13 protein-coding genes are annotated in these 25,349 nt (G+C 63.4%); 7 read left to right on the plus strand and 6 right to left on the minus strand.

The features are described from left to right. Window positions 1-193 precede the first annotated feature (193 nt). Both metH and AC0L3N_RS29420 read right to left on the minus strand, forming a co-directional pair. Window positions 194-4,003: a methionine synthase gene (gene metH / locus AC0L3N_RS29415; RefSeq protein ID WP_473551028.1), complete on the minus strand. Its 3,810-nt coding sequence runs from the start codon at window positions 4,001-4,003 to the stop codon at window positions 194-196. A gap of 359 nt (window positions 4,004-4,362) precedes the next feature. Then, window positions 4,363-5,145 (minus strand): hypothetical protein, encoded by a 783-nt coding sequence (locus AC0L3N_RS29420; RefSeq protein ID WP_473551029.1) that lies wholly within the window; start codon window positions 5,143-5,145, stop codon window positions 4,363-4,365. Window positions 5,146-5,297: 152 nt separating this feature from the next. On the opposite strand from AC0L3N_RS29420, the gene AC0L3N_RS29425 reads away from it, so the two are divergent. Genes AC0L3N_RS29425 through AC0L3N_RS29450 form a run of 6 tightly spaced genes read left to right on the plus strand, consistent with a single transcriptional unit; the run spans window position 5,298 to window position 11,287 of the window. Further along, the gene (locus tag AC0L3N_RS29425) at window positions 5,298-5,924 is read left to right on the plus strand and encodes a DUF4129 domain-containing protein (protein WP_473551030.1); all 627 of its coding nucleotides are present in this window, start codon (window positions 5,298-5,300) and stop codon (window positions 5,922-5,924) included. Continuing rightward, window positions 5,921-7,126: a DUF4350 domain-containing protein gene (locus tag AC0L3N_RS29430; RefSeq protein WP_473551031.1), complete on the plus strand. Its 1,206-nt coding sequence runs from the start codon at window positions 5,921-5,923 to the stop codon at window positions 7,124-7,126. The genes AC0L3N_RS29425 and AC0L3N_RS29430 overlap by 4 nt, the downstream gene beginning before the upstream one ends. Then, a complete protein-coding gene (locus AC0L3N_RS29435; protein ID WP_473551033.1) occupies window positions 7,113-8,069 on the plus strand; it encodes an AAA family ATPase in 957 nt (318 codons plus the stop codon). Before AC0L3N_RS29430 ends, AC0L3N_RS29435 begins: the two co-directional genes overlap by 14 nt. After that, a complete protein-coding gene (locus tag AC0L3N_RS29440) occupies window positions 8,066-9,376 on the plus strand; it encodes a DUF58 domain-containing protein (protein WP_473551034.1) in 1,311 nt (436 codons plus the stop codon). The genes AC0L3N_RS29435 and AC0L3N_RS29440 overlap by 4 nt, the downstream gene beginning before the upstream one ends. Then, window positions 9,373-10,404, plus strand: a complete 1,032-nt coding sequence (locus AC0L3N_RS29445) for a stage II sporulation protein M (protein ID WP_473551035.1) — start codon at window positions 9,373-9,375, stop codon at window positions 10,402-10,404. Before AC0L3N_RS29440 ends, AC0L3N_RS29445 begins: the two co-directional genes overlap by 4 nt. Continuing rightward, window positions 10,391-11,287, plus strand: a complete 897-nt coding sequence (locus AC0L3N_RS29450; protein WP_473551037.1) for an RDD family protein — start codon at window positions 10,391-10,393, stop codon at window positions 11,285-11,287. Before AC0L3N_RS29445 ends, AC0L3N_RS29450 begins: the two co-directional genes overlap by 14 nt. A gap of 291 nt (window positions 11,288-11,578) precedes the next feature. On the opposite strand, the gene AC0L3N_RS29455 is transcribed toward AC0L3N_RS29450, so the two are convergent. Further along, window positions 11,579-12,265, minus strand: coding sequence for a D-lyxose/D-mannose family sugar isomerase (locus tag AC0L3N_RS29455; RefSeq protein ID WP_473551038.1), 687 nt, complete (start codon window positions 12,263-12,265; stop codon window positions 11,579-11,581). 150 nt (window positions 12,266-12,415) lie between these two features. Here AC0L3N_RS29455 and AC0L3N_RS29460 point away from each other — a divergent pair, with 150 nt between their 5' ends. Continuing rightward, window positions 12,416-13,474: a D-TA family PLP-dependent enzyme gene (locus tag AC0L3N_RS29460; protein ID WP_473551040.1), complete on the plus strand. Its 1,059-nt coding sequence runs from the start codon at window positions 12,416-12,418 to the stop codon at window positions 13,472-13,474. 94 nt (window positions 13,475-13,568) lie between these two features. On the opposite strand, the gene AC0L3N_RS29465 is transcribed toward AC0L3N_RS29460, so the two are convergent. The 3 genes from AC0L3N_RS29465 to AC0L3N_RS29475 all read right to left on the minus strand — a co-directional run bounded on the left by AC0L3N_RS29465 (window position 13,569) and on the right by AC0L3N_RS29475 (window position 25,248). Next, window positions 13,569-14,333 (minus strand): heme ABC transporter permease, encoded by a 765-nt coding sequence (locus AC0L3N_RS29465; protein ID WP_123147603.1) that lies wholly within the window; start codon window positions 14,331-14,333, stop codon window positions 13,569-13,571. 220 nt (window positions 14,334-14,553) lie between these two features. Beyond that, window positions 14,554-16,326: a glucan ABC transporter ATP-binding protein/ permease gene (locus AC0L3N_RS29470; protein WP_123147604.1), complete on the minus strand. Its 1,773-nt coding sequence runs from the start codon at window positions 16,324-16,326 to the stop codon at window positions 14,554-14,556. A 360-nt stretch (window positions 16,327-16,686) separates the two neighbouring features. After that, complete coding sequence (locus AC0L3N_RS29475) at window positions 16,687-25,248, minus strand: glycoside hydrolase family 94 protein (protein ID WP_473551042.1); 8,562 nt, start codon at window positions 25,246-25,248, stop codon at window positions 16,687-16,689. Between the last annotated feature and the right edge of the window lie 101 nt (window positions 25,249-25,349).

The raw sequence follows: 25,349 nt of genomic DNA on the forward strand, positions 1-25,349 counted from the left end.
AGCTAAAGTGTCGCGCGTCAATCCGAGGCGGGAGCCGGTGCACCACCACCGCTGCAGGTCGGGCTCACCGCCGCCCTGGCCAAGGCGGACGTGCCAAACCTCATCGTGTCTGTGCAGAACGAGCGCGCAATCAGGACAAGGCTGCTGTCATGGAGGTGCCGGCTCCTCGCCCTATCAGCCCCGCGACGCGATTTCACGCAGCCGCATCCAGCCCCTCCGCCGGCACATAGTTGAGTATCGGGCCGAGCCAGCGCTCGACCTCGGCAAGCGGCATGGCCTTGCGGCGCGCGTAGTCCTCGACCTGGTCGCGTTCGACCTTGGCGACGCCGAAATAATAGCTTTCGGGATGCGAGAGGTAGATGCCGGACACGGAGGAGCCCGGCCACATGGCAAAGCTTTCGGTCAGGCTGACGCCGGCATTGCGCTCGCCGTCGAGCAGGCGGAAAAGCGTCGCTTTCTCGGTGTGATCGGGCTGCGCCGGATAGCCGGGCGCCGGGCGGATACCGCGATAGGGTTCGCCGATCAGCTCGTCCGGCGCCAGAGCCTCGTCCGGCGCATAGGCCCAGAACTCCTTGCGCACGCGTTCGTGCAGACGCTCGGCGAAGGCCTCGGCGAAACGGTCGGCCAGCGCCTTGACCATGATCGACGAGTAATCGTCGTTCACCCGCTCGAAACGCTCGGCGATCGCCGCCTCCTCGATGCCGGCGGTAACGATGAAGCCGCCCAGATAGTCGGCCCTGCCGCTGTCCAAAGGCGCGACGAAATCCGAGAGGGCGACGTTCGCCTTGCCGTCGCGCTTGGTCAGCTGCTGGCGCAGCGTGAAGAAGGTCGCCAGCTCCTTCGATCGCTTATCGTCCGTGAACAGCCTGATATCGTCGCCGACGGCGTTGGCCGGCCAGAAGCCGATGACGCCCTTCGGCGCGAACCATTTTTCCGCGATGATCTTCGCCAGCATCGCCTGGGCGTCCTCGAACAATTGCCGCGCTGCCGGCCCTTGCGCCTCGTCGTCGAGGATTTTGGGGTAGCGCCCCTTCAGCTCCCAGGTCTGGAAGAACGGCGTCCAGTCGATATAGCGCGCGAGCTCGGCCAGGTCCCAGGCTGCGAAAGCTTTCAAGCCGAGGAAGGACGGCTTTGGCGGCGCGTAGGCCGACCAGTCGATCCTGTGGGCGTTGGCACGCGCCTTGGCGAGCGGCAAGCGCTGCTTGTCGGCTTCACTGCGCGCGTGCGCATCGGCAACCTTTTTGTATTCGGCACGAACCTTGTCGACATAGCCGTCCCTGGTCTCGTTCGACAGAAGTGCCGACACCACGCCGACGGCGCGGCTGGCATCGGTGACGTAGACCGTCTGGCCCCTGATATAGCGCGGATGGATCTTTACCGCCGTATGCACGCGGCTGGTCGTCGCGCCGCCGATCAGAAGTGGAATGTCAAAACCTTCGCGCTCCATCTCGGCGGCCATGTGAACCATCTCGTCGAGCGAAGGCGTGATCAGGCCGGACAGGCCGATGATGTCGACCTTTAGCTCGCGCGCCGTCTGCAGGATCTTCGCCGCCGGCACCATGACGCCAAGATCGATGATCTCGTAATTGTTGCAGGCCAGAACCACGCCGACGATGTTCTTGCCGATATCGTGGACATCGCCCTTCACTGTCGCCATCAGGATCTTTCCGGCTGTCTGGCGCTCGCCGGTGTCGATGCCATTGGCGGCGTTCGCCAGCTTCTCCGCCTCCATGTGCGGAAGCAAGCCGGCAACGGCCTGCTTCATGACGCGGGCGGATTTTACCACTTGCGGCAGGAACATTTTTCCCGCGCCGAACAGGTCGCCGACGACATTCATTCCTGCCATCAGCGGACCTTCGATGACATGCAGCGGGCGCTCGGCGGCAAGCCGTGCTTCGTCCGTGTCCTGGTCGATGAATTCGGTGATGCCGTTGACCAGTGCGTGCGAAATGCGCTGCTCGACGGGCCAGTTACGCCAGGCGAGATCGCGCTCCTGCGCCTCCTTGCCTGCCGTGCCCCTAAAACGTTCGGCGAGTTCCAGCATGCGTTCGGTCGCCGTTCCGCCACCCTTCGGCTGCCGGTTGTTGACGACATCCTCGCAGGCTTCGCGCAGTTCCGGATCGATGGTGTCGTATACGGCAAGCTGTCCGGCGTTGACGATGCCCATGTCCATGCCCGCCTGGATAGCGTGGTAGAGGAACACGGCATGCATGGCCTCGCGCACCGGCTCGTTGCCGCGAAACGAGAAGGAGAGGTTCGACACGCCGCCCGAAATGTGGACATGGGAAAGGGTCGCGGTGATCTGCCTGGCTGCTTCGATGAAGTCGACGCCGTAATTGTTGTGCTCGTCGATGCCGGTGGCGATGGCAAAGATGTTCGGGTCGAAAACGATGTCCTCGGGCGGGAATCCGGCCTGCTCGGTCAGCAGCTTGTAGGCGCGGGTGCAGATTTCGACCTTGCGCGCCTGGGTGTCGGCCTGGCCGTCCTCATCGAAGGCCATGACGACCACCGCCGCGCCATACGCGCGGACGAGCTTCGCATGGTGCAGAAAAGCCTCCTCGCCTTCCTTCATGGAAATGGAGTTGACCAGCGGCTTGCCCTGCACGCATTTCAGGCCGGCTTCGATGATCTCCCATTTGGAACTGTCGATCATCACGGGAACGCGGGCGATATCAGGCTCGGCGGCGATCAGGTTGACATATTCGATCATCGCCTTCTTCGAATCGATCAGGCCTTCGTCCATGTTGATGTCGATGATCTGCGCGCCGTTGGCGACCTGGTCGCGGGCGACGTCGAGCGCGGCGGCATAGTCGCCCGCCGTGATCAGCTTCCTGAATTTCGCGGAGCCGGTGACGTTGGTGCGCTCACCGACATTGACGAACGGAATCTCGTCGGTCAGCGTGAACGGCTCGAGCCCCGACAGGCGCATCTTCGGTTCGATGTCGGGAACAGCGCGCGGCGGATATTTCTTCACCGCCGCTGCGATGGCGCGGATGTGGTCCGGCGTCGAGCCGCAGCAGCCGCCAACGATATTGACCAGGCCGTCGCGCGCGAAATCCTCGATCTGCGCGGCCATGAATTCCGGGCTCTCGTCATAACGGCCGAATTCATTGGGCAGGCCGGCATTGGGATAGGCACAGACAAAGGTGTCGGCGACGCCTGATATTTCGTCCAGATGCGCACGCATGGCTTTGGCGCCCAGCGCGCAATTGAGGCCTATCGTGAACGGGTTGGCGTGACGGACCGAATGCCAGAACGCCGTCGGCGTCTGGCCGGACAGCGTGCGGCCGGACAGGTCGGTGATCGTGCCGGAGATCATGACCGGCAGATGCACGTCTTTCTCGATGAAGATCTCGTTGCAGGCGAAGATCGCCGCCTTGGCGTTCAGCGTATCAAAGATGGTCTCGATCAGGATGATGTCGGCGCCGCCGCCGATGAGACCGCGCAGCTGCTCGCCATAGGCGAGGCGCAATTCGTCGAATGTCACGGCGCGGTAGCCCGGATTGTTGACATCCGGCGACATCGAGGCGGTGCGGTTGGTCGGCCCCAGCGCACCGGCGACGAAACGACGCCTGCCGTCCTCCTGCTCAGCCCTCACCGCCGCCCGGCGCACCAGCCGCGCACCGTCGCGGTTCAGCGCGTAGACCGCGTCCTCCATGCCGTAGTCCGCCTGGGCGATGGAGGTCGAGGAGAAGGTGTTGGTTTCAAGAATGTCCGCCCCGGCGATGGCGTATTGATAGTGAATCTCCTCGATCGCCTTGGGCTGCGTCAGGATCAGCAGGTCGTTGTTGCCCTGCTGATGGCAGGCGCACTCCGCGAATTTGTCGCCACGGAAGTGGCTCTCGTCGAAGCCCAGGCCCTGGATCTGCGTGCCCATGGCACCGTCGAGGATGAGGATGCGCTCGCGCGCCGCGCCCGTCAGCGCCGCAAGGACTTCCGAGCCGTCGGGCTTAGCCGCGACGGGGCCAAACAGGTCGTCCAGCGATGAAGGGTTTTGCGACATATTTCGTCCTTGGGGCGACAGTCGCGTTTAAGCGACATAAAGACATCTTTATGTCAATATACGAGATTTGTCTGCCGCTGTCACCCCTGCCGCGGGGAATGCTGCCCACCGGCGTTACAACCCCGCCTGCGCTGTCTTCGCCGATGCCGCCGCTCTCAGCAACATGCCGAACAGGTCGCGCGGCTCGTCGGAGTCATTTCCGACAGCAGCACCGGGTAACCGTTGTGGACATCGGCGAGGCGCGGCGATCGTCGACCAGGCAATCGCCGACGTGACCGCCGGCAAGGTCTCCGACGCGGATGTCGCTTCCTTCATGATGTGGTAGGCAGTATCTATGAGGTGAATGCGGGCCCCTTCCTTTAGGAGAAGATTTCCGCCAGCTCTTCGACACTGGCGCCTTCCTTCACCTGACGCAATTCGACGTAGCTGACCGCCGTGGCTACCGACAGCACCATAGAAACCACGGTCGACAGCATGGCTGCCGCCAGATCGGCGACAATTCCGTCTAGCAGGAGAATGATAGCCGCCATCACCGACTGAATGACCATCGTGATGATCATAAGGATAAGGAAAAGACCAAACAGCGCCCAGCGGCTGCCCTTGGTCAGGGCACGGCTGCGCGACATGCTGCCGAGCACACCTAGGCGCTCCTGTATCAGAACCGGAATAGCCACCGACCAACCAAGCCACAATATGATTCCGGGGACCAGCAGAGCTATTGAAGCAAGGCCCGCCCCCAGCGCTACGAGCAGGCCGATCCCCAGGGTTGGGAGCAAATAGCGGACGGCTATCTGGATGCAGTCGCCAAAGGACGGCCGTTTGCCGTTCAAATCCTCGATCGTCGCCCGCACAAGTGCCGACTGGAGCAGCAGCGCCAGGGCAAAGGATATCAATCCGGCAGCAATGCCGACGGAAGAATTCCAAAACATCGTACTGGGATCGGCCACCGCGGTCGGGTCGCCCGGGGCAATTCCGCTCGAGGTCGATTCGGTCCAGAGTCGGAGAACTATCGCCGGCAGACCTGAGAACAGCAGCGCGAGTCCAAGATACAGACCGATATTGCGGCTGATGACAGCAAAGCTGTCGTTGAAAACCCTGCCGATGCGAAACTTGTCCGGCCGTTCCAATGTCGTTGAAACCATGATGCGTCCCCCGCTTGATCACCGCATATCGGCTGGTGATCCCCGCATTAAATGTGCCAACATTGGAGGTCGGCGTCTAGTCCACTTGCAATTGCTGTTGTGCATTGTCAGTGTCGGCTGGGGAACCACAGGTTGCAGGGGAGCGGTTGGCAGTGGCACAGCCAGGCACAGCGGAAGCCGAATGGCTGGCAAAAGCGCATGAGCAGCTGATCTCGGATAAGTCGATCCAGTTCGACCTGCCGGCCTATGTGCCGCCGCAACCACCCGACTGGCTCAAGCCGCTGCTGGACCTATTGTCGTCGCTCGGCCCCTACATGATCTATCTGTTCTGGGGGGCAGTGATATCAGGTGCCGCGATCATCCTGCTCCTGGTCTTCCTCGAGATGAATGGTATCGCCTGGCGCCTGCCGTGGCAGCGCGCGCGTCGCGAAACCGAGGCGGAGGAAGCATGGCGTCCCGACGCCGGCGCCGCGCAGATCCTGCTGTCGGAAGCCGACGCGCTGGCCGCGCGAGGCGACTATGACGAAGCTGTCCATCTCCTGCTTCGCCGCAGCGTCGCCGATATTGCCGGCCGGCTGCCAGACTTCCTGCGCCCGTCGCTCACGGCGCGCGACATCGCCGCTGCTGCTTCGGTTCCCGCCAAGGCCCGCGCAGCGTTTACCGAGATCGCACGCATCGTCGAAGCCGCATTGTTCGCACGCCGGCCCGTCGGCGCCGAAGGCTGGCGGGAAGCACGCGGCGCCTATGAGCGTTTCGTCTTCCGGGATGCCTGGACATGAGCGCGACGACGGTCGAACCAACGGCACAGGAACCGTTCAATCGAAGAACGCTATTCTGGGGCATTTTCGCCAGCCTGCTTGCGGCAGCGGGCTTCTTCCTGCTGTCCACCTATGCTCCCGACTTCCGGCAACCCGGCAACGGCGGCGCCACGCCGCTGTCGAAAAGCGGCGTCGGCTATGCGGGGCTGGCGAAATGGATGCGGCTCACCGGCAACCCGTCTTCCATGGCGCGGACCGAGGATGATCTCGGCACCGACATGTTGCTGATCGTCACCATTTCGCCTGAGAGCGATCCCGCGGCGCTCGACCACATTCTCGAACTTCGGCAGGACCAGGATACCCTCTTCGTGCTGCCCAAATGGCAGACCCTGCCGCTGGAGGAGCACGAGGGATGGAACATGAAATTCGGGCGGTTGCCCGATGCGGTGGTGAACCAATGGCTCGGCCGGATCGCCAATGCAAAGATCGGCGTCGGCCAAAGCACGGTGCAGCAACTCGACATCGGGGGTCGGCTTGTTGCCGCCCCCGATGAATTGCAGTGGGTGGCGGACCAGCATCCAATCATAGCAGCCGGCAACGACAAGGCTGTGCTCACCGAACTGGACGACAAGCCTTTTTATATCCTGACCGACCCCGACCTGATCAACAACGCCGCGCTTGGGGATTCCGACAAGGCGGCAGCCGCGCTCGACCTGATTGCATTGCTGGAACCCGAAAGGGGGCCGGTCATGTTCGATCTCACGCTGCATGGCGCGGGGCGAAAATATGATCTTGCCAAGCTCCTGGTCGAACCGCCGTTTCTGGCGCTGACACTGACGATCCTGGCCGCGGCGGCGCTTGCCTTCCTGCACGGCCTCGGCCGTTTCGGCCCGCCGCGCGCCGAACTGCGTGCTATCGCCTTTGGCAAGCGCGCGCTGGTGGATACGACGGCGATGCTGCTGCGGCGCGCCGGGCGGCTCGAGGAACTGGGAGGCCGTTATGCGGCCTTGATGCGGGTACGCGCCGGCGCACTGCTGGGAGCGCCGCATGGGCTGCAGGGAGAAGCGCTCGACCACTGGCTCGATTCCCGCGATAAGGACGAAGCCAGCGGATTCACTGCGCGGGCGCAGGCCGCCGGTGAGGCGAAAAATCTGACGCAAATGCACGAGGCAGCCGAGCGGCTGCACGATTGGACGGCAAGGAGGCTCGGTGAACGTCGATGATGTGAAGGCCCTGGCGACACGGATCAGGGAAGAAGTGGCCAAGGCGATCACCGGGCAGCACGACACGGTCGACCTGATGCTGATCGCCTTGTTCGCCGGCGGGCATATCCTGCTGGAAGGCCCTCCGGGCACCGCCAAGACGATGACCGCGCGCTGCTTCGCGCAGGCTCTGGGTGTTGCCTATGGACGCATCCAGTTCACGCCGGACCTGATGCCTGGCGATATCGTCGGATCGAACATCTACAATTTCCAAACCGGACAGTTCACGCTGACGCGCGGTCCGATCTTCTGCGATCTTTTGCTTGCCGACGAGATCAACCGCACGCCGCCCAAGACGCAGGCAGCGCTCCTGGAGGCGATGCAGGAGCATGCGGTCACCTTCGATGGCACCACGCATTCGCTCGGCCGCAACTTCATGGTGGTCGCGACCCAGAACCCGATCGAGCATCAGGGCGTCTATCCCCTGCCCGAGGCACAGCTCGACCGCTTCCTGTTCAAGCACCGGGTCAGCTATCCCGGCCCCGAGGAGGAACGGGCCATCATCATCCATCATGGCGGCGGCTCCGCCTCGCACGACATCGCGCAATACGGCATTAAGGCCCAGGCGGACCGCAAGACACTGGAGAAGGCACTCGAAACCGTCGGCTCCGTCACCCTTGTCGACGATGTCGTCGGCTACATCGCGGCGCTGGTACGCGCCACACGTGAAAGCGCCGATTTGGAGGTTGGCGCCAGTCCACGCGCGGGCGCCATGCTGGCCAGGGCAGCGCGGGCGCGGGCGGCGCTGGACGGGCGCGCCTATGTGATCCCAGACGACGTCAAGGCGCTGGCGGTGCCGGCGCTGCGCCATCGCGTTATCCTTTCCCCGGCCGCGCAGATCGATTGCCGCCTCGTCGAGCAGATCGTCTCCGACCTGGTCGACCAGACGGAAGCGCCGCGTTGATCTATCCAAGCGGCCGAGCGGTTTGGACGGCTGCAGCCGGCGCGGTGCCGGCCTTCCTGGTCGCACTGGCGCTGCCGTCATTGTGGTATCTCGGTTTGCTGTGGATCTGCCTGCTGCTCGCCTTCCTGGCGGTGGACGCCGCGGCAGGACGCGGGCGGAAATCGCTGGCCGCCAGCCTCCACGCGCCGCCGCAGATCGGCGTCGGCGGGCAGTTCACCGTCCACGTCGCCGCCCGTTTTGCGAGCCGGACGCGGAGCCTAGAGGCGCGCGTCGGCCATGATGCGCGCCTGGCGCCGATCGGCGGAACCGGCGGAGCCCTGGCCCCCACCAGCGACGGCGGATCGCTCGACTTTCGGTTCCAGGCGCTGCGGCGCGGCATCGCCAGCTTCGATCGTTTGTGGGTGCGCTGGCGCGGGCCGTTCGGACTGGTCTGGAACCAGGTCGTCCTGCCGATGGAAAGCAAGGTGGCAGTGTTGCCCGACGTCCGCAGCGCCCGCGACCAAGCGATCACGCTGCTGCAGCGCGAGGCCTTGCCCGACGGGCACGCCCAGCGCCGGGCCGGCCAGGGCCGGGAATTCGAGGCGCTCAAGGATTATCAGCCCGGCATGGGCCGGCGGATGATCGACTGGAAGCGCAGCGCCCGCCACGGCCGGCTTCTGGCGCGCGAGTTCCGCATCGAGGAGAACAACAACATCGTGCTGGCGATCGACAGCGGACGCCTGATGTGCGAGCCGGTCGACGGCGTGCCGAAGGTGGACCGGGCGGTGGCGGCCGCCTTGCTGTCGGCGTTCATTGCGCTCAAGGGCGGCGACATGGTCAGCCTGTTCGGCTTCGATGCGCGGCCGCGCGTCGCGAGCGGCGCGGTGCGCGGCTCGGCCAGCTTCGCGATGATCCAGAAGCGGGCGGCAGAGATCGACTATTCCAACGAGGAGACCAATTTCACCCTGGCGCTGACCACGCTTGCGGCACGGCTCGACCGGCGCTCGCTGGTGATCATCTTCACCGACTTCGTCGATCCGATCAGCGCGGAATTGATGCTGCGCACCGTCGGCCGGCTCACCGAGCGGCATCTCGTGCTGTTCATGATGATCAGGGATGTCGAGTTGGAGAGCTTGGCAGACATGCCGCCTTTGTCCGGCGAGGATGTCGCCCGCGCCGTCGTCGCCGGCGGGCTTTTGCGCGAAAGGCAGGTCGTTATCGGCCGGTTGCGGCTGCTTGGTGCGCATGTGATCGAAGCCGACCATCAAAGGCTGGGGCCGGCGCTGGTCGAGCGCTACCTGCAGTTCAAGCGGGAGGATCTGTTGTGAGCGCGCTAGTACCCGGCGATGCGGTACGCGGCGATGCCGTACGCCAGTCGCTGGCCAGCTTCCGTCGGGAGCGCGAGGCCGACTGGAAGGCGTTCGAGGCGCTTCTCGCCCGCGTCGAGAAACGCGCGCCGCGGACGCTGTCGGAAGAAGAACTGCTGTCGCTGCCGCTGCTCTACCGTTCGGCATTGTCTTCCCTTTCGGTGGCGAGAGCGACATCCCTCGACAGCGCGCTGATCGCTTATCTCGAATCCCTGTCGTTGCGAGGTTACTTCTATCTCTATGGGGCACGCCGCGGACTACGGCAGCGTGTTGGCGATTTCTTCCTGCACGACTGGCCCGGCGCCATCCGCGATTTGTGGCGCGAGACGCTGGTGTCGGTGGCGCTGATGTTTGTCGGCATCGGCGCCGGCGCCTGGCTGGTAGCGTCCGACAAGGGCTGGTTCGACGCGATTATCCCGTCCGGCCTGGCCGCCGGCCGTAGGCCCGACGCTTCTGCCGAGCTGCTGCGCACGATGCTTTATGATGGCGACAACGGCTTTCTCTCAGGCTTTGCCGCCTATCTTTTCACCCACAACGTCCAGGTTGCAATCCTGGCCTTCGCCCTTGGATTTGCCTTCGCCGCGCCGACGGTGCTGCTGATGCTGTTCAACGGTTGCATGCTGGGTGCGCTGTTCCAAGTCTATTGGGCAAAGGGGCTTGGCATGGAACTTGGCGGCTGGCTGGCCATTCACGGCACCACCGAATTGTTCGCCATCGCGCTGGCCAGCGCTGCCGGCATGCGCATCGGCACGCGCATCGCCTTTCCCGGCGAATTGACCCGTATGACGGCAGCAGCTCATGCCGGACGGGTCGCGGCGACCGCGATGGTCGGCGTTTCGGTCATGCTGCTGTTTGCCGGACTGCTCGAGGGCATCGGCAGGCAGACGATCACCAGCGATGTCACGCGCTATGCCATCGGCGGCGGCATGCTCGCACTGTGGATCGGCTATTTCTACCTGTTCCAGGTGGTGCGCAATGGCGACCGTTAGACGCTCCGCGCTGGCGACAATGCGCTCGCTAATCACGCCTGAAGGTGTCGATCTCCAGGTAAAGCTGGCCGACGCCGGCACACGGGCTGCCGCTTTCCTGCTCGATGTCGTGTTTATCGCCACGGCCGCAATCGCGGTCACGATTGTCGCGCTGTTCGGGGTGAGAGGCCTTGGCACCGATGAAATGCAGCCGCTTTTCATCGTCTGGATCATCGCGATCTTTTTTCTGCGCAACGTCTATTTCATCGCCTTCGAGGCGGGCCGGCGCGCGTCGACGCCCGGCAAGCGGAATGTCGGCATCAGGGTAGCATCGCGCAACGGAGCCGGCCTGTCGGTCGATCAGATCATCGCCCGCAACCTGATGCGCGAGATCGAAGTCTTTCTGCCGCTGTCGATTATCGCCGGACGGAGTGGGATGGGCGTCGCCGATACGCTGACGACAGTTTTCGGACTGGTGTGGGCGCTGCTGTTCGCTTTGTTCCCGCTTTTCAATCGCGACCGGTTGCGGATTGGCGACCTCCTGGCGGGAACCTGGGTCGTCGAGGCGCCTAAGCGCACGCTGATGGAAGATCTGTCGGCAAGGCAGGATCCGGTCGCCAAGACTTTTCAGTTCAGCCACGCGCAGCTCGATGCGTATGGCATCGCCGAACTGCACAAGCTGGAGGACGTGCTGCGCCGCGACGACTATTTCGCGCTGCGGGCAGTGGCTGAAACGATCGGTCGCAAGATCGGCTCAACGCCGCAGGCGCATGATGCCCGCCCGTTCCTGACGGCGTATTACGGGGATCTCAGGGCGCATCTCGAACGCAAGCTTCTTCTCGGCACCCGCAAGGCCGACAAGCACGCGCGCGGTAGCAACGCTGGACCAACGAGGCTGCCATGAACACATCTCTATCCGAGCTTGAACTTCAAGAGATGGAAACCCGAGCTGCCGCGGCCCAAGCTGGCCCGTGGAAATCATGGGTCGAGGGCCGGGACTTTCTTGGCGGCTCAAGTTTCATCCAGACCGGCCAAGGGGCGGACCGCGGCGAGGACATCGAAATGACCGGCGCGATGGTCGCGGACCAGGATTTCATGGCCGCCGCGCGTCAGGATGTTCCTCGCCTGATCGCCGAAATGCGCAGACTCCGCGCGCTCCTCAATCGAGCAAATTAGAAGGCAGCAAGGCTGCCTCCTAACCCACCCACTTCTCGTAGTCCGACACGAGCAGGTGCAGCGGCGCGACGTCCTCGTCGATGTCCGCGAAGCGGCCGATCGGCTCGCGGAAGACATTGTCGGTGAGATCGTCATTGACCGTCGAAACCTCGCCGATCAGCACATCCTTGCCTTCGGCCCAGAAAGCATGCCAGACGCCCGGCAGCAATGTGACGCTCTCGCCTGGGTCGAGCTTCAGCAGCCCGCCCGCCGGCAGCCTGTGAATGGTGCCGTCGACAGGCACCGATACCTCGGCCTTGGGATCGATGCCGCCATCGCGATCGTGCATGAACAGTTCCAGCACCAGCTTGCCGCCACCACGGTTGATGATGTCCTCGGCCTTGATGTTGTGGCGATGCATTGGCGACAGCTGATCCTTGCGCGAGATCATGATCTTTTCGGCATAGAGCATGCCCATGCCCTTCTTCATGTCCTCGTAGCGACCGTTGCGAACGGTGAACAGGAAGAGGCCGAGCTCGTTGAACTTGCCCTGGCCGTAGTCGGTGATGTCCCAGCCGAGCCGGGAGGAGAAGATGGCCGACGAATCCTGCCGACGCGCCTTCATCTGTTCCGGGGTCCAATAGGCGAAGGGCGGCATGATGTAGCCGAACGAGCGGATGAAGGCATCGGCGTCGCGGATGATGTCGTTGATAGCGGAGCGTTTCATGATCGTGGTTCCTTCCAGTCGGCCTAGGCGATCCCCAAACCGAATAGCCGAACGCCGATCCGGTGTCGACGTAAACTGCATGAGCTGGCCTCATGACATCCGGTTCGATCAAGGTCATAACGGCAACCAGTTTCCTGATGGTGGCATTCCATGCTGAGCATAGATGACCTCGATACGCCGGCGATCCTGATCGATGTCGACCGCGCCGAAGCCAACATCGCGCGGGCGCAGGCCCACGCCGACAGCCAAGGGCTGAAGCTCAGGCCGCACATCAAGACCCACAAACTGCCTTACTGGGCAAAGAAGCAGATCGCAGCGGGTGCGGTCGGCATCACCTGCCAGAAGATCGGTGAAGCCGAGGTGATGGCCGAGGCCGGCCTCACCGACATTTTTCTGCCTTACAACATTCTGGGCAGGGCCAAGCTGGAGCGCCTCAAGGCGCTGCACGGCCGTGTCACGCTGTCGGTTACATCAGACAGCATGGAAACGCTTAACGGGCTCGACGCCACCTTCACCGATCGAGGCCAGCCGCTACAGGTACTGGTGGAATGCGACACCGGCATGGGCCGCTGCGGCGTCCAGTCGGCCAGCGAGGCGGTCGCATTGGCCAGAGAGATCGACAAGGCCAAGGGACTCGCCTTCGGCGGGCTGATGACCTATCCGGCGGCAGGCCGCGCTGCCGAGGCCGAGGCGTGGCTCGCCGATGCGCGCAACGCGCTCGCCGCGTCCGGCCTCGCCTGCCAACGCATCTCCAGCGGCGGCACGCCGGATATGTGGCGCTCGAGCGAGGCTTCCGTTATCACCGAGTACCGCCCCGGCACCTATATCTATCTCGACCGCTACCAGGTCGCCAAAGGCGTCGGAAGCCTCGACGATTGCGCGCTGACGGTGCTGTCGACGGTGGTCAGCCATCCGACGCCGACACGGGCCATCCTCGATGCCGGCAGCAAGGCCTTGTCCAGCGACACGCTGGGGCTGCCCGATTTCGGCGAATTGCTGGGCGTTCCGGGCGCCACCGTCACCGGCCTCAGCGAGGAACACGGCAACATCACGCTTTCCGGCGACGCCAGGCTGCGTATCGGTGAGCGCGTGCGCGTCGTGCCTGACCATTGCTGCGTCGTCATCAACCTGTTCGACGAGGTCCACCTGATCGCCGGAGAACGGGTGCTCGAGACGCTGCCGGTGGCGGCGCGCGGCCGCATGGGGTGAGAATCGGTGCGCGGTGCGGACGGAAAGCCAATTGCTTGGCTTTTCGAGCTTCGAACGCCCTGAGCTTGCGAAGGGCCAGGCAAATCTGAATTGGTCAGGCCGATTGCCGTTCGGCCTGCCTCGCTGCGACACGGCGCATGGAAATGACCCGGCGACGTCGGATTTCCGTGCGCATCGCCATCAGGTGCAGCGCGAAGAACAGCACGGTAAAGCCCAGAGCCATCACCAGCAACGGCCGCAACAGGCTGGGATCGATCGTCGGCCCACCGAGCCGGAGCACCGAAGCCGGCTGATGCAGCGTGTTCCACCAGTCGACCGAGAATTTGATGATCGGGATGTTGATGAAGCCGACCAGGGTGATGATTGCGGCGGCCCAGGCGGCGCGCGCCGCGTCATCGAGTGCCCGCGTCAGCGCGATGATGCCGAGATACATCAGAAACAGCACGAACACCGACGTCAGCCGCGCGTCCCACACCCACCAGGTGCCCCACATCGGCTTGCCCCAGATCGAACCGGTGATCAGCGCGAGCGCTGTAAAGACGGCGCCGATGGGTGCCGCCGATTTCAGCGCGACGTCGGCCAGCGGATGGCGCCATACCAGCGTGCCTAACGCGAAAACCGCCATCAGCGTGAAACACATCATGGCCAGCCAGGCGAAGGGCACATGGATATACATGATGCGCACGGTGATGCCTTGCTGGAAATCCTCCGGCGCAGTGAAGCTCATATAGAGCCCGGCGGCCAGGATGAGTGTGGCGATGGTCGCAAGCCACGGCACCACCTTGTCGGCCAAACCGACAAACCGCGTCGGGTTGGCGAAATCCATCCAGCCGCTGAGGCGTGAAGTCAGGTCACTCATGCGGCTTTACATAAACCGGCGACGCGTTTGGGGCAATCGAGTGGCGGTGTCGCACCAAGCCTTTCCTTCTCCCCTTGTGGGAGAAGGTGGATTGGCGCGCAGCGCCAAGACGGTTGAGGGGTGCTGGACGGAGCGCCGTCCGTGCCAAGCTGGAGCACCCCTCATCCGGCCGCTTCGCGGCCACCTTCTCCCACAAGGGGAGAAGGGCGAGCCTGGCCGCTCAGGCGGCCTCGTCGGTGATGGTGCGGCTGAGGCGGCGGACTTCCTCGTCGTTGAGCAGGCCGCCGGCGCGCAGCAGGCTGGCGAAGCGGCCATTGCGCATCGACAATTCGGCGAACCCACCCATTTCGACCACCTTGCCCTTGTCCATGAACACGACCAGATCGGCATCGCGAACGGTGGTCAGGCGGTGGGCGATGATGAAGGTGGTGCGGCCGCGACGCAATTCGTCGATCGCTTCCTTGACGCGGTCTTCCGTCTCGACGTCAAGCGCGCTGGTCGCTTCATCGAGCACCAGGATGGGCGAATCCTTCAGAACGGCGCGCGCGATCGCGATACGCTGGCGCTCGCCGCCCGAAAGCTGTCCGCCGCGTTCGCCGACGACCGTATCGTAGCCGTTGCTCTTCGACAGGATGAAATCCTGCGCGGCAGCGGCGTTGGCGGCGGCGTGGACCTCATCATAGGTCGCCTCGGCGCGCCCGACCCGGATATTGTCCTCGATCGAGCGGTTGAGCAGGCCCGCATCCTGGAAAACGGTGGCGATCGAGTGGCGCAGCGACTTGCGGGTCACCGTGCGGGTATCGATGCCATCGATCAGGATACGGCCGCTCGACGGCGCAAAGACGCGCTGCAAAAGATTGATGAGCGTGGTCTTGCCTGCGCCCGTCGGACCGACGATGGCCACGGTCTGGCCGGCATGGACCTCGAAGGACACGTCGTTCACGCCCTGCCCCGAATTGGCGAATTCGAAGTTGACGTTTTCAAAACGCACATGACCAGTGACGTTGACCAGATCACGCAACCCGTCCGGCTCGGCGGCGTCGGCCGCGGAGTCCTCAAGGCGGTAAAATTCCTCGAGCTTGGCCCTGGCTTCCGAAATCTGGTTGGCGAAGGCCGACATCTGGTCGAGCCGGGCAATCAGCAGCGTGGCAAAGCCGGTAAAGGCGATGACGTCACCGATACGCAATTGGCCATGCATGACCAGATAGGAGCCGATCAACAGCACGACCATCATCGAAATGGTCGACGACAGGCGGTGCAGAGCGTTGGCCAGTGCCCACCAGTCGAGCACCGGATACTGGGCATCAAGCAGATTCTTGACATAACGCTTCAAGGCGTCGGTCTCGTGGCCGATGCGATTGTAGCTCTGCAGCACGGCGACATTGCTGACCGAGTCGCTCACATGTGCGAACACTTGGTGAAAGTGCCGTTCCACGGACGCCTGGCCTTCCCTGGTACGACGCATCACCAGCCGCCCGATCCCGACGTACAGCGCGCCCAGCGCCAGCAGGACCATCGACATGCGAATATCCATGCTGAGCGCCGTCGGCACCAGCAGAACCAGTGCGACAACGGTGGACAAATGCTGCCTCATGAACTCGAGCCAGAGACTGAACAAGGTCTCGACCGCGCGCAGAAGCGTATGCAGGGAATTGGAGGTGCCGCGCTGATGATGCCAAGCAAGCGGCATGGTGATCACGCGCTCGAATGACTGGCAAAGAACCTCGCTGCGCCGTGCATGGGCAAAGCGGTCAGCGCCGCGCGCCACCAGAACGAAGGCGACGACGTTGAAGACGCCGATACCGGCCCATACGGCGAGCGTCGAAAAGACCGAGCCGCCGTCCGAAATAGCATCGATCACCCGTCCGAACATGATCGGCTCAAGGATGGCGATAATGGCAAGCGCGACATTCGCTCCGCAGATAAACGCTACGCGTTTCCTGTCGGCGGCGAGATAACCAAGCGCTCTCCAGTAGATCTGCAGAAGGGACACTTCAGCTACTCCGGCAAATTGTTATTGTGCATTGCATCATTTTCTGACTCGTACCTGTTGACGTGTCGCGAAACAATGCTCGTGTACCCCTTCAGTTCCCAATTCGCGAACAAAAGATGGCGACGCTGCGAAATCTGTCGTGATCACCTAACGGTTTGAGAAAAAAGGTAAAATGTCAGCCTTGCGGCAGAATCGTGGCAGGCTGCAAGCACTGCCGCAATTTTAATCAGCAACTGGTTATGTACGGATCACAAAAGCCTGCATCGGCTTTTTGGAGAGCTCATGCGCAATAGAATTTCTAGAGCACGCTTAAACAACGCGCGCCCCCAAGACGTGCAAAGACGCTCCAAATCCTTGAAACTACGCCGGTATCCTGACGACCACCTCAGCATTGTCGCCGGCTTTCGGTTCGAAAGACGAAGCCTTCGTCTTTTTACCATCTACCTCAAGCGAGATGGCTTTGACCTTGGCGTCGCGGACAACGCGAACCCTGAGTTCGGCCCCCAGCACCTTGAGCGTTGCTGTATAACCATCCCAATGGCTGGGGAGTTTCGGCCTGAACTGGATGCGCTCGCCCCTGCGCTCAATGCCGAGGATGCCCTCGACCGCCGCGCGGTAAAGCCAGCCGGCCGAGCCGGTATACCAGGTCCAGCCGCCGCGGCCGCCCTTGCCTTGCCCGGCGTAGACGTCGGCCGCGACGACATAAGGCTCGACGCGGTAGTGCTCGGCAGCGGCTTCGTCGAGCGCGTGGTTGACCGGGTTGAGCATCGAGAGACAGCGGTAGGCGTCGTCGGTGCGCCCCATTTCGGCGAGCGCAATGACGAACCATGTCGCCGCGTGGGTGTACTGGCCGCCGTTTTCACGGACACCCGGCGGGTAGCTCTTGATGTAGCCTGGGTTCTGTTCCGTCCTGGAGAAGGGCGGGGTGAAAAGCTTGACGATCTTGAGCTCGTCGTCGACGAGCATTTTCAATGCCTGCTGCATCGCCGTCGTCGACCGCGCCGGATCGCCCTCTCCCGACAGCACGCTCCACGACTGGGCAATCGAGTCGATCTTGCACTCCTGCGAACCGCGCGACCCCAGCGGCGTGCCATCGTCGAAACTGCCGCGACGATACCATTCACCATCCCAGGCGGTGCTTTCCAGCGCCCGCCTCAGCACGTCGGCGTGTTTTGTCCAGGCTTGCGCGCGCTTGGTATCGCCTTCCGCCTTGGCGACAGGTGCAAAGTCGCCCAGCGTCTTCAGCAGGAACCAGCCCAGCCAGACGCTCTCGCCCTTTCCGTGCTCGCCGACACGGTTCATGCCGTCGTTCCAGTCGCCACCGAGGATCAGCGGCAGTCCGGCGGAGCTGCTGCGCTTGATGGCAAGGTCAAGTGCGCGTGCGCAATGATCATAGAGTGAAGCGGTCTTCTTCGAGATCTCCGGGGTGAAGAAGGCGTCGTGCTCGCCTTCTTCCAGCGGCGGCCCATCGATGAAGGGCAGCTGTTCCCTAAGGATCGCGGTGTCGCCGGTCACCCGCAAGTAGTGTGCCGTGGCATGGGCGAGCCAGACCACGTCGTCGGAAATCATGGTGCGGACGCCTGCCTCGGTGCGCGGCAGCCACCAATGCTGCACGTCGCCTTCGGGGAATTGCCGCCGCGCCGCGTTGAGGATCTGGTCGCGCGCCAGTTTCGGATCATGGACAAGCAGGGCCAGCGTGTCCTGCAACTGATCGCGGAAGCCAAAGGCGCCGCTCGCCTGGTAAAACGCGGAGCGGGCGCGGATGCGGCAGGCAAGGCTCTGATAGGGCAGCCAGTGGTTGACCATGGCGTTGAGCGCCTTGTCCGGCGTCTCGACCTGGATGGTGTCGAGAAACCCTCGCCAGGTGCGTTCATTGTCAGCCAGCCGCTGATCGAAATCCTTGCTGCAATGATGCTGTACCAGCGCGCTGGCTTCCTCGGCAGAGGCTGCATCGCCGAGCAGCCAGAGCAGCGTCACGTCGCCGCCGGCAGGGATGTCGACGTCGCGTGCAATTGCAGCACAAGGATCGTCGCCCGCCTCGACGCGGCCCGACAGGCTTGCGCCGCTGAGCACGGCATGCGGAAGTTCGCTGGTGCCGTGGCGACCGATGAACTCACCGCGGTCGGCCGTCACCGAGTGTACCGCGCTGTCGGCGGCCAGGAAGGCGACCCGCTCGCTGAAGTCGAGCCCGTAGGGATTTTGCGCCAGCAACGCGCCCGTCGCAGCATCCGTGGACGGAACGATGGTCGCCGCCGTGCGCGAACGATGGCTGCCAAGAACCCATTCCGCATAGGCGTAGACGCGCAGGCGCGCCGGCACCGAACCCGAATTCTGGATGCGCAATCGGGAGATTTTCACCGGATCGACAGGATCCACCACATGGGTCAGGTCCATCGACAGCGGTCCGCGCTTCGAACGGAAGGTCGAAAAACCCTGTCCATGCCATGTTTCGTAGGTCATGGCGGGATCGCGCACCACTGCGGCCAGCGGCGAGAACGCCCGGCCGTTGGCATGATCGTAAATATAGATGCCCTCGCCGGGCCGGTTGGTGACCGGGTCGTTCGCCCACGGCGTCAGTTGATAGTCGCGGCTGTTTCGGCTCCAGGTGAAGGCAGCGCCTTCAGCCGAAACATGGAAACCGAACGAGGCGTTGGAGACGACGTTGATCCAGGGCTGCGGCGTCGTGCGCCGGCCAGCAAGGCGCACGACATAGTGGCGTCCGTCGCCCTCGAAGCCGCCAAAACCGTTCCACTGGTTGAGCCCGCTGCCGTCGGCGCTGCCTTCGACCGAGGCCTGGGCAGCCCATGTCTGTGGCGCCGGCGGAGACGGTTCACGAAGCGCTGCTGCACCTGCCGGCTGCAAAGCGTCCCGCGCTTGCAGCGCAGCGGCCTCGGCGCGCTCGATCTGATCGAAGATGGTGCCGTTTCGCGTGTGCAGGGCGACGCGGGCGACGGCGAGCAGCGTCTTGTAGGTCGTCTCGTCCATCAGATCGCGGCGCACCGCGAAGATGTGCTGGCGGGGTCCGAGTTCCTTGCCGCGCAGGCGGCTGTTTTCGCACAGCGTCTCGACTGCCCGTTGCAGATCCTGCACGTAGGATGAAGCCTGCTCGTTGACGACGACAAAGTCGATCATCATGCCGCGGGCGCGCATATATTCCTGGAAGCGGAGCGCCTGGGCAACGATTTCGAGATCGGCGACATCGCCGATCCTGACCAGGAAAATCGGAAAGTCGCCGGATATGCTGGTCGGCCACAGGCCCGACTGCTTGCCGAGCCCGGAAGCGATCGATTCGGCCGGAAGGCGCAGGAACTGATCAGGATAGATCAGATAGCGCGCCAGGTTCTGCACATTGGCGGCATCGGCAAGGCTGAGGCCGAGATGACGGGTCTGCACCTGTGAGCGGGTCCAGGCGAGCATCGCCTGGCGGGCGAAGGCTTCCGGATGATCGAGCCGCGCAATGGCATCGTCGAGTTCGGCACGGTTGGCGCCGACGGCAGTCCAGAAGGTCAGCGATATCTTCTTGTTGGCCGGCACGCGCACCTGTCGGCGAAGTGCTGCGACCGGATCCAGTGTGAAGCCGGAATGGCCGCCAAGCTTGGCGCCGGGATCGAAGGCGGCGGCCTCGACAATTGTGCGGCCGCGGCCGATGAAGGCGCGCCGGTCGGTCTCGGCTTCGGCGTCGCGCGTCGACGCAGACGGGTCGGTGACGAAATGCACCATGGTGACATCAGGCTCGTCCGTTTCCCGCTTGCGTCTTGTGGCGAAGATCGCCCCATTATTCGCAGCGATTTCGGTTTCCACGAACATTTTCGAGAAGGCCGGATGCGCATTGTCGGATGCGTCGGAGCCCAGCACCAGTTCAGCAAAGGAGGTCACTTCGATATGCCGATCGACGGGGCCGTCATTGTAGAGCGTCACCCGCCGGCCTTCGCCGTTTCCTTCCGAGATGACGATGCATTCGACCTCCGAACGCAGTGATCCCACCGACTTGATGAAACTCGCCTTGTCGTCGGAGAACAGCGTCTGCACCTCTTCGTCGGTGGCACGCTTTGGCTCGGCGGTGGCCGACCACCAGTCGCCGGTGCCGGCGTCGCGCAGGAAGATATAGGAGCCAAGCCGATCCTCGGTTGGATCCGGCTGCCAGCGCGTGACGGCAAGCTCGCCCCAGCGGCTATAGCCGGAGCCGGTCGCGGTGACCATGACCGAGTAGCGGCCGTTGGACATGACGCTGGTCGAACGCAGCGCCTTGAGCGGATTGAGCACGATGCGCGTGTCGGGGCTCTCGACTTCCGTTTCGTCCTTCGACCGTTCGTCGGCCTCGGTCCTGACGGTGGCGGTCGGGATGTCGCGCGGCGCCCTTTCCTGCAGCAGCAACTCGGCCGACTCGATCACCGGATCGCTGTGGAAGCGGTCGCGCAGGCGTCCTTCGAAGATGGCGTCGGCAACGGCGGCGATCGACATGCCGGAATGGTGGGCCATGTAGTTCAGCACAACGACATGGTCGGTGCCCTCCGGCACGCGCTGCGGCGTGAAATCGACCGCATCGTAGAAGCCGTGCCGGCCAAGGGCGCCGAGCTGCCTCAGCCTGGCCAGGTTCTGCACCGATTCACGCGGGGTGAACTGCGCCGCCAGCACGGTTGCATAAGGCGCAATCACCGTGTTCTGGCCAAGACCTCGCTTCAGCCCCAGCCCGGGCACGCCGAAATTGGTGTACTGGTAGGTCAGTTCGCGGTCGCGGGCATTGTAGGCCGCTTCCGAAATCCCCCAGGGCACGTTCTTCGAGCGGCCGTACTGGATCTGACGTTTGATGATGAGCTTGCTGGTCTGGTTGAGGATGCTGCCTTGGGCCTCTTTCATCACCAACGGCGGCATCAGATACTCGAACATCGAGCCGGACCAGGACATCAGTGCGCCCTTGAACCCGATCTCGACGATCGGCCGGCCGAGGTGGAACCAGTGCTCCGTCGGCAGATCGCCCTTGGCGATGGCGAACAGGCTGGTCAGCCGCGCCTCGGAAGCCAGGAGGTCGTAGCAGCTTTCGTCGAGCTGATGCTCCTCGACCCGGTAGCCGATCGACAGAAGCTTGCGTTCCTTCCGCATTAGGAAGGAGAAATCCATCTCGAAGGCGAAGCGACGCGTGCGCTCGCGCAACGAAAGAAGCTTGGCCCGCAAGGCTTCGACGGCATTGTCGTCGCTATGCGCGTCATGGACATGCGCTTCGCAGGTGGCTTCCAGTCTCGCCGCCCAGTCGGCGATGGTGTCGCTCTGTGTCGATACGGCCTCGGTATGGATGGCGACGGCGAGCTTGCGAATCTCGCCGGCCAGAACGGCCAGGTTGATGGTGCGGATCGATGCCATCTCGGGCTGTGCCTTGATCGATTCGACCGCCCGCCGCATGCCGTCGAGGCGATCGGCGAGTCGCTGGCGCAACGGTCGCAACTGGCGACGGTCGTCAGGCAACTCCGCCAGGCTTTCGTCGAGGATGGTCACCGTATCGAGGATACCCTCGAAGTCGCCCTGAAGGTGGACTGCAGGCGCTTCCGCCCATTCGGCGCAGGCGGCCGCCACCGCCACCAGATGGCCGGCAAGATTGCCGCTATCGACGGCGGAAATGTAGAGCGGATAGAGCGGTTTCAGCGTCGTCGTGTCATACCAGTTGAAGAGGTGGCCGCGCTCACGCGGCATGCTCTCGATGGTCGACATCGTCGCGTCGATGCGGGTGGTGGCGTCGGACAGGCTGATCCAGCCGAAGTCGCGCGCCGAAATCACCGACAGGAGATAGACGCCGATATTAGTCGGCGAGGTGCGGGGCGCGACGACAGGCGCCGGACTTTCCTGGAAATTATCGGGCGGCAGATTGTGATGCTCGGCCGTCACGAAGGTCTCGAAATAATGCCATGTGCGCCGGGCAACCGTGCGCAGCGCATGGATGTCCGCCGCCGATATGCGCAAACGGTCCTCGGTTTCGGCCGAGCGGCTGATCCAGAAGGCGAAGGCCGGCGAACCGATCCAGAACAGCGCGAAGAAAAAGGCCACAAATGCTCCGGTGGAATCGGCCAGAACCGGGATGGCGAGGCCGACGACGCCGACAATCACCGCGCCATACATCATGCCGTAATAGGAGCCGAGATCGTTGTCGCCGTTCTTGTGCGCCTGCGAGGCAGTGCGCCACTCGAGCAGGTTCTGCCGAGTGACGAACAAACGGTAGAACGTGCGAATGATGGCATCGCCCATCATCCAGGCCAGATGCGCCATCAGCACGATCTTCAGCGCTACCAGGGCGGTGCCGAAGACAACGTCTCGCGCCAGCGCCGAGAAATGGCCGCGCGGCGTCTGGTCGCCACTTTTCGGCAGGATGGCGTGGACGATGTCGAATGTCGGCGCCATGAACAGTGTGAGGATCAACAGCGCCTGCCATTGCGCGGCCTGCGTGAAAGGCAGCAACGTCCAGCCGGCGATCGCCGCCATCACCCAGAAGATCGGTGTCAGCGAGCGGCGCAGATTGTCGACCATCTTCCAGCGCGACAGCGCCGGTACGCCGGAGCGTGGATCGAGAATGAAGCCCAGAAGCTGCCAATCGCCGCGTGCCCAGCGATGGTGGCGCGACGCGTCGACCGAATAGCGGGTCGGATAGTCCTCGACCAGTTCGACGTCTGTGACCAGCGCCGCGCGTGCCAAGGCGCCTTCGAGCAGATCGTGGCTGAGGATGGTGTTTTCTTCGATGCGGCCCTTCAGCGCCGCTTCGAAGGCGTCGACGTGATAGAGGCCCTTGCCGGTGAAGGAGCCGTCGCCGAAGACGTCCTGGTAGATATCCGAGACGGCAAATACGTAGGGATCGAGGCCGCGATTGGCGGAAAAGACCCGCTGGAAGAAGGATGCGTCGTCGCCGCTGGTCAGCGAGGCGGTGATGCGCGGCTGCAGGATGGTGTAGCCGGCGGTGACAACGCGCTTTGCCGCATCGTAATGCGGGCGGTTGAGCGGATGGCAAAGCTTGCCAACCAAACTGGCGACAGCATCGCGGGTGGTGCGCGTGTCGGCGTCCAGCGTCATCACATGGATGACGTTTTCAGGCAGCGGCACATCCAGCGGCAGGAAGGTGGTGTCGCTGTCACCGCGCAGCAGAAGGTTCAGTTCGTGCAACTTGCCGCGCTTGCGTTCCCAGCCCATCCAGGCGCCCTGGGATTCATTGTAGAGCCGCCGGCGATGCAAGACGTAGAAACGCGGCGCGCCTTCGCTGGGATAGCGGGCGTTCAGCCGTGCGATCTCGTCGCGAGCATATTGGAGGATCTCAATATCCGCCGCATCGATTTCGGTTTTGCTGTCCGGCCAGTCCGAAAGCAAAGCGAAATGGATTTCGTCCGCGGTGTTGGCCAGGTGATGCACTTCGATGTTGCGGATGTTCTCCTCGACGTCGTCGCGCGAGCCGATCAGCGACGGCACCACCACAAGCGTGCGCGCCTCGGGCGGCATGCCGCGTCTGTAGTCGTAGCCGACGAGGCGGGTGGGCTTCAGGAACAACGATACGACGGTGTTGAAGAAGGCAAGCGCGCCTTCGCTGGCGGGCACGGCAAACAGCGCCAGCATCAAGACGATCGACGGTATGGCCAGGCCGAGATTGGCAAGGGCGTTGCCGGAGAGGACCAGAAGCAGGACCGTCAGCGCGAACACCGGCACGACAATGCCCAGCCATCCGGTCTTGCCGAACGCCCGTTTGATCGTGACGCTGACGGTCGGCCGATAGCCGATCGCTTTTTCCAGTTCCAGCCGGCGCGGGCCGACCAGAAAGAACCCGACGTCGGTGTGAGCGGTCGGACCGGTGCCGGTGGTATCGGCGACAGCGGCATGGCCGGCGAGTTCGATCGCCTTTTCGGCAACGCGGAATTCGGAACGATCGGAGCGGCGCGCCATTTCCTCGATCGCGGTCCGGTACTGGTCGCGCGAGAAGAAATCGAGCGCGGCGAAATCGGTGCGCTCGCGCAGCAAGGTGTCGATGCGGCTGACACCTTCGAACCAAACCGTCCAGTCGATATCGTTGATAAGCCTGAGGCCGCGGATGATGTTGCCGGTGGTTACATTGCCGCCGGACAGCGTACGATGTTCGCTGATGATGATTTCCTCGGCATCGGAGCCGGACTTTTCAAGCTCGCCCTCCAGCCATTCCAGCGCCCTGCCGGCATTTTGCGACCCGTCGCGCAGGCGGTAGAGCAATTGGGTGGCGAAGGTGGTGTCCTGTGCATGGACGACGTAGTTCGACAGGATCGCCTGGCGGTCGGCGCTGTCGTCGATCGCCAGCACGCGGTTGGCAACCTCGTTGGCAATCTGGCGCATCTGCCGGGTACGATTGACCCGGACCGCGATCCGGCGAAGATTTTCGATCAGAACGAAGCGCAGCAGCGATGGCAGCGCCCAGAGTTCGCCGATCTTCAGCGGCTCCACGGACTGAAAGCCTTCGACGATCGCCTTGAACATGGTCGCCGAGACGGAACTGTCCGAATGGGCGACATAGGTCCAGGCCAACGCAAGCGCGCGCGGCACGCTGGCGCCGTCGGAAAGCTTCAGCGTCGGTAACTGCCGATAGAAACGGCGCGGCAGGTCGCGCTTGACCTGGAAGATGGTTTCCTCAACCAGATAGTTGTTGTCGAGCAGCCATTGCGCCGCCGGCGTGATTGTCTCGCCCCTCGCCTGCGCGGCATTGGTCGAGCGGTAGACTTCGAGGATCTTGCTGGCGCTGTCGCGGACGCGTGGCTGGAAATCGAACGGATCCAGGCCGAACAGATCCTTGACGTCGCCCTTGGCGAGGCTTGTACCCAGCGTGCGCAGGCGCTCTTCCGGCAGGAAATTGGAGCGTATCGGCTCTTCGGTGATGGCCGGGAAGCCCGCGCTCGTCTTTTCCATTTGGGTGGGGGCCGTCTGAATATTCATTGAAAATTCCGCATGGGAGGCGCATAGCGGCGTCACCGCCACGGCAATGTCCCTAAAACCGATTCAAATGCAATTGGTTGCATCGAAACACAGGTCGAAAG

This window comes from Mesorhizobium sp. WSM4807 (genome assembly GCF_055811615.1).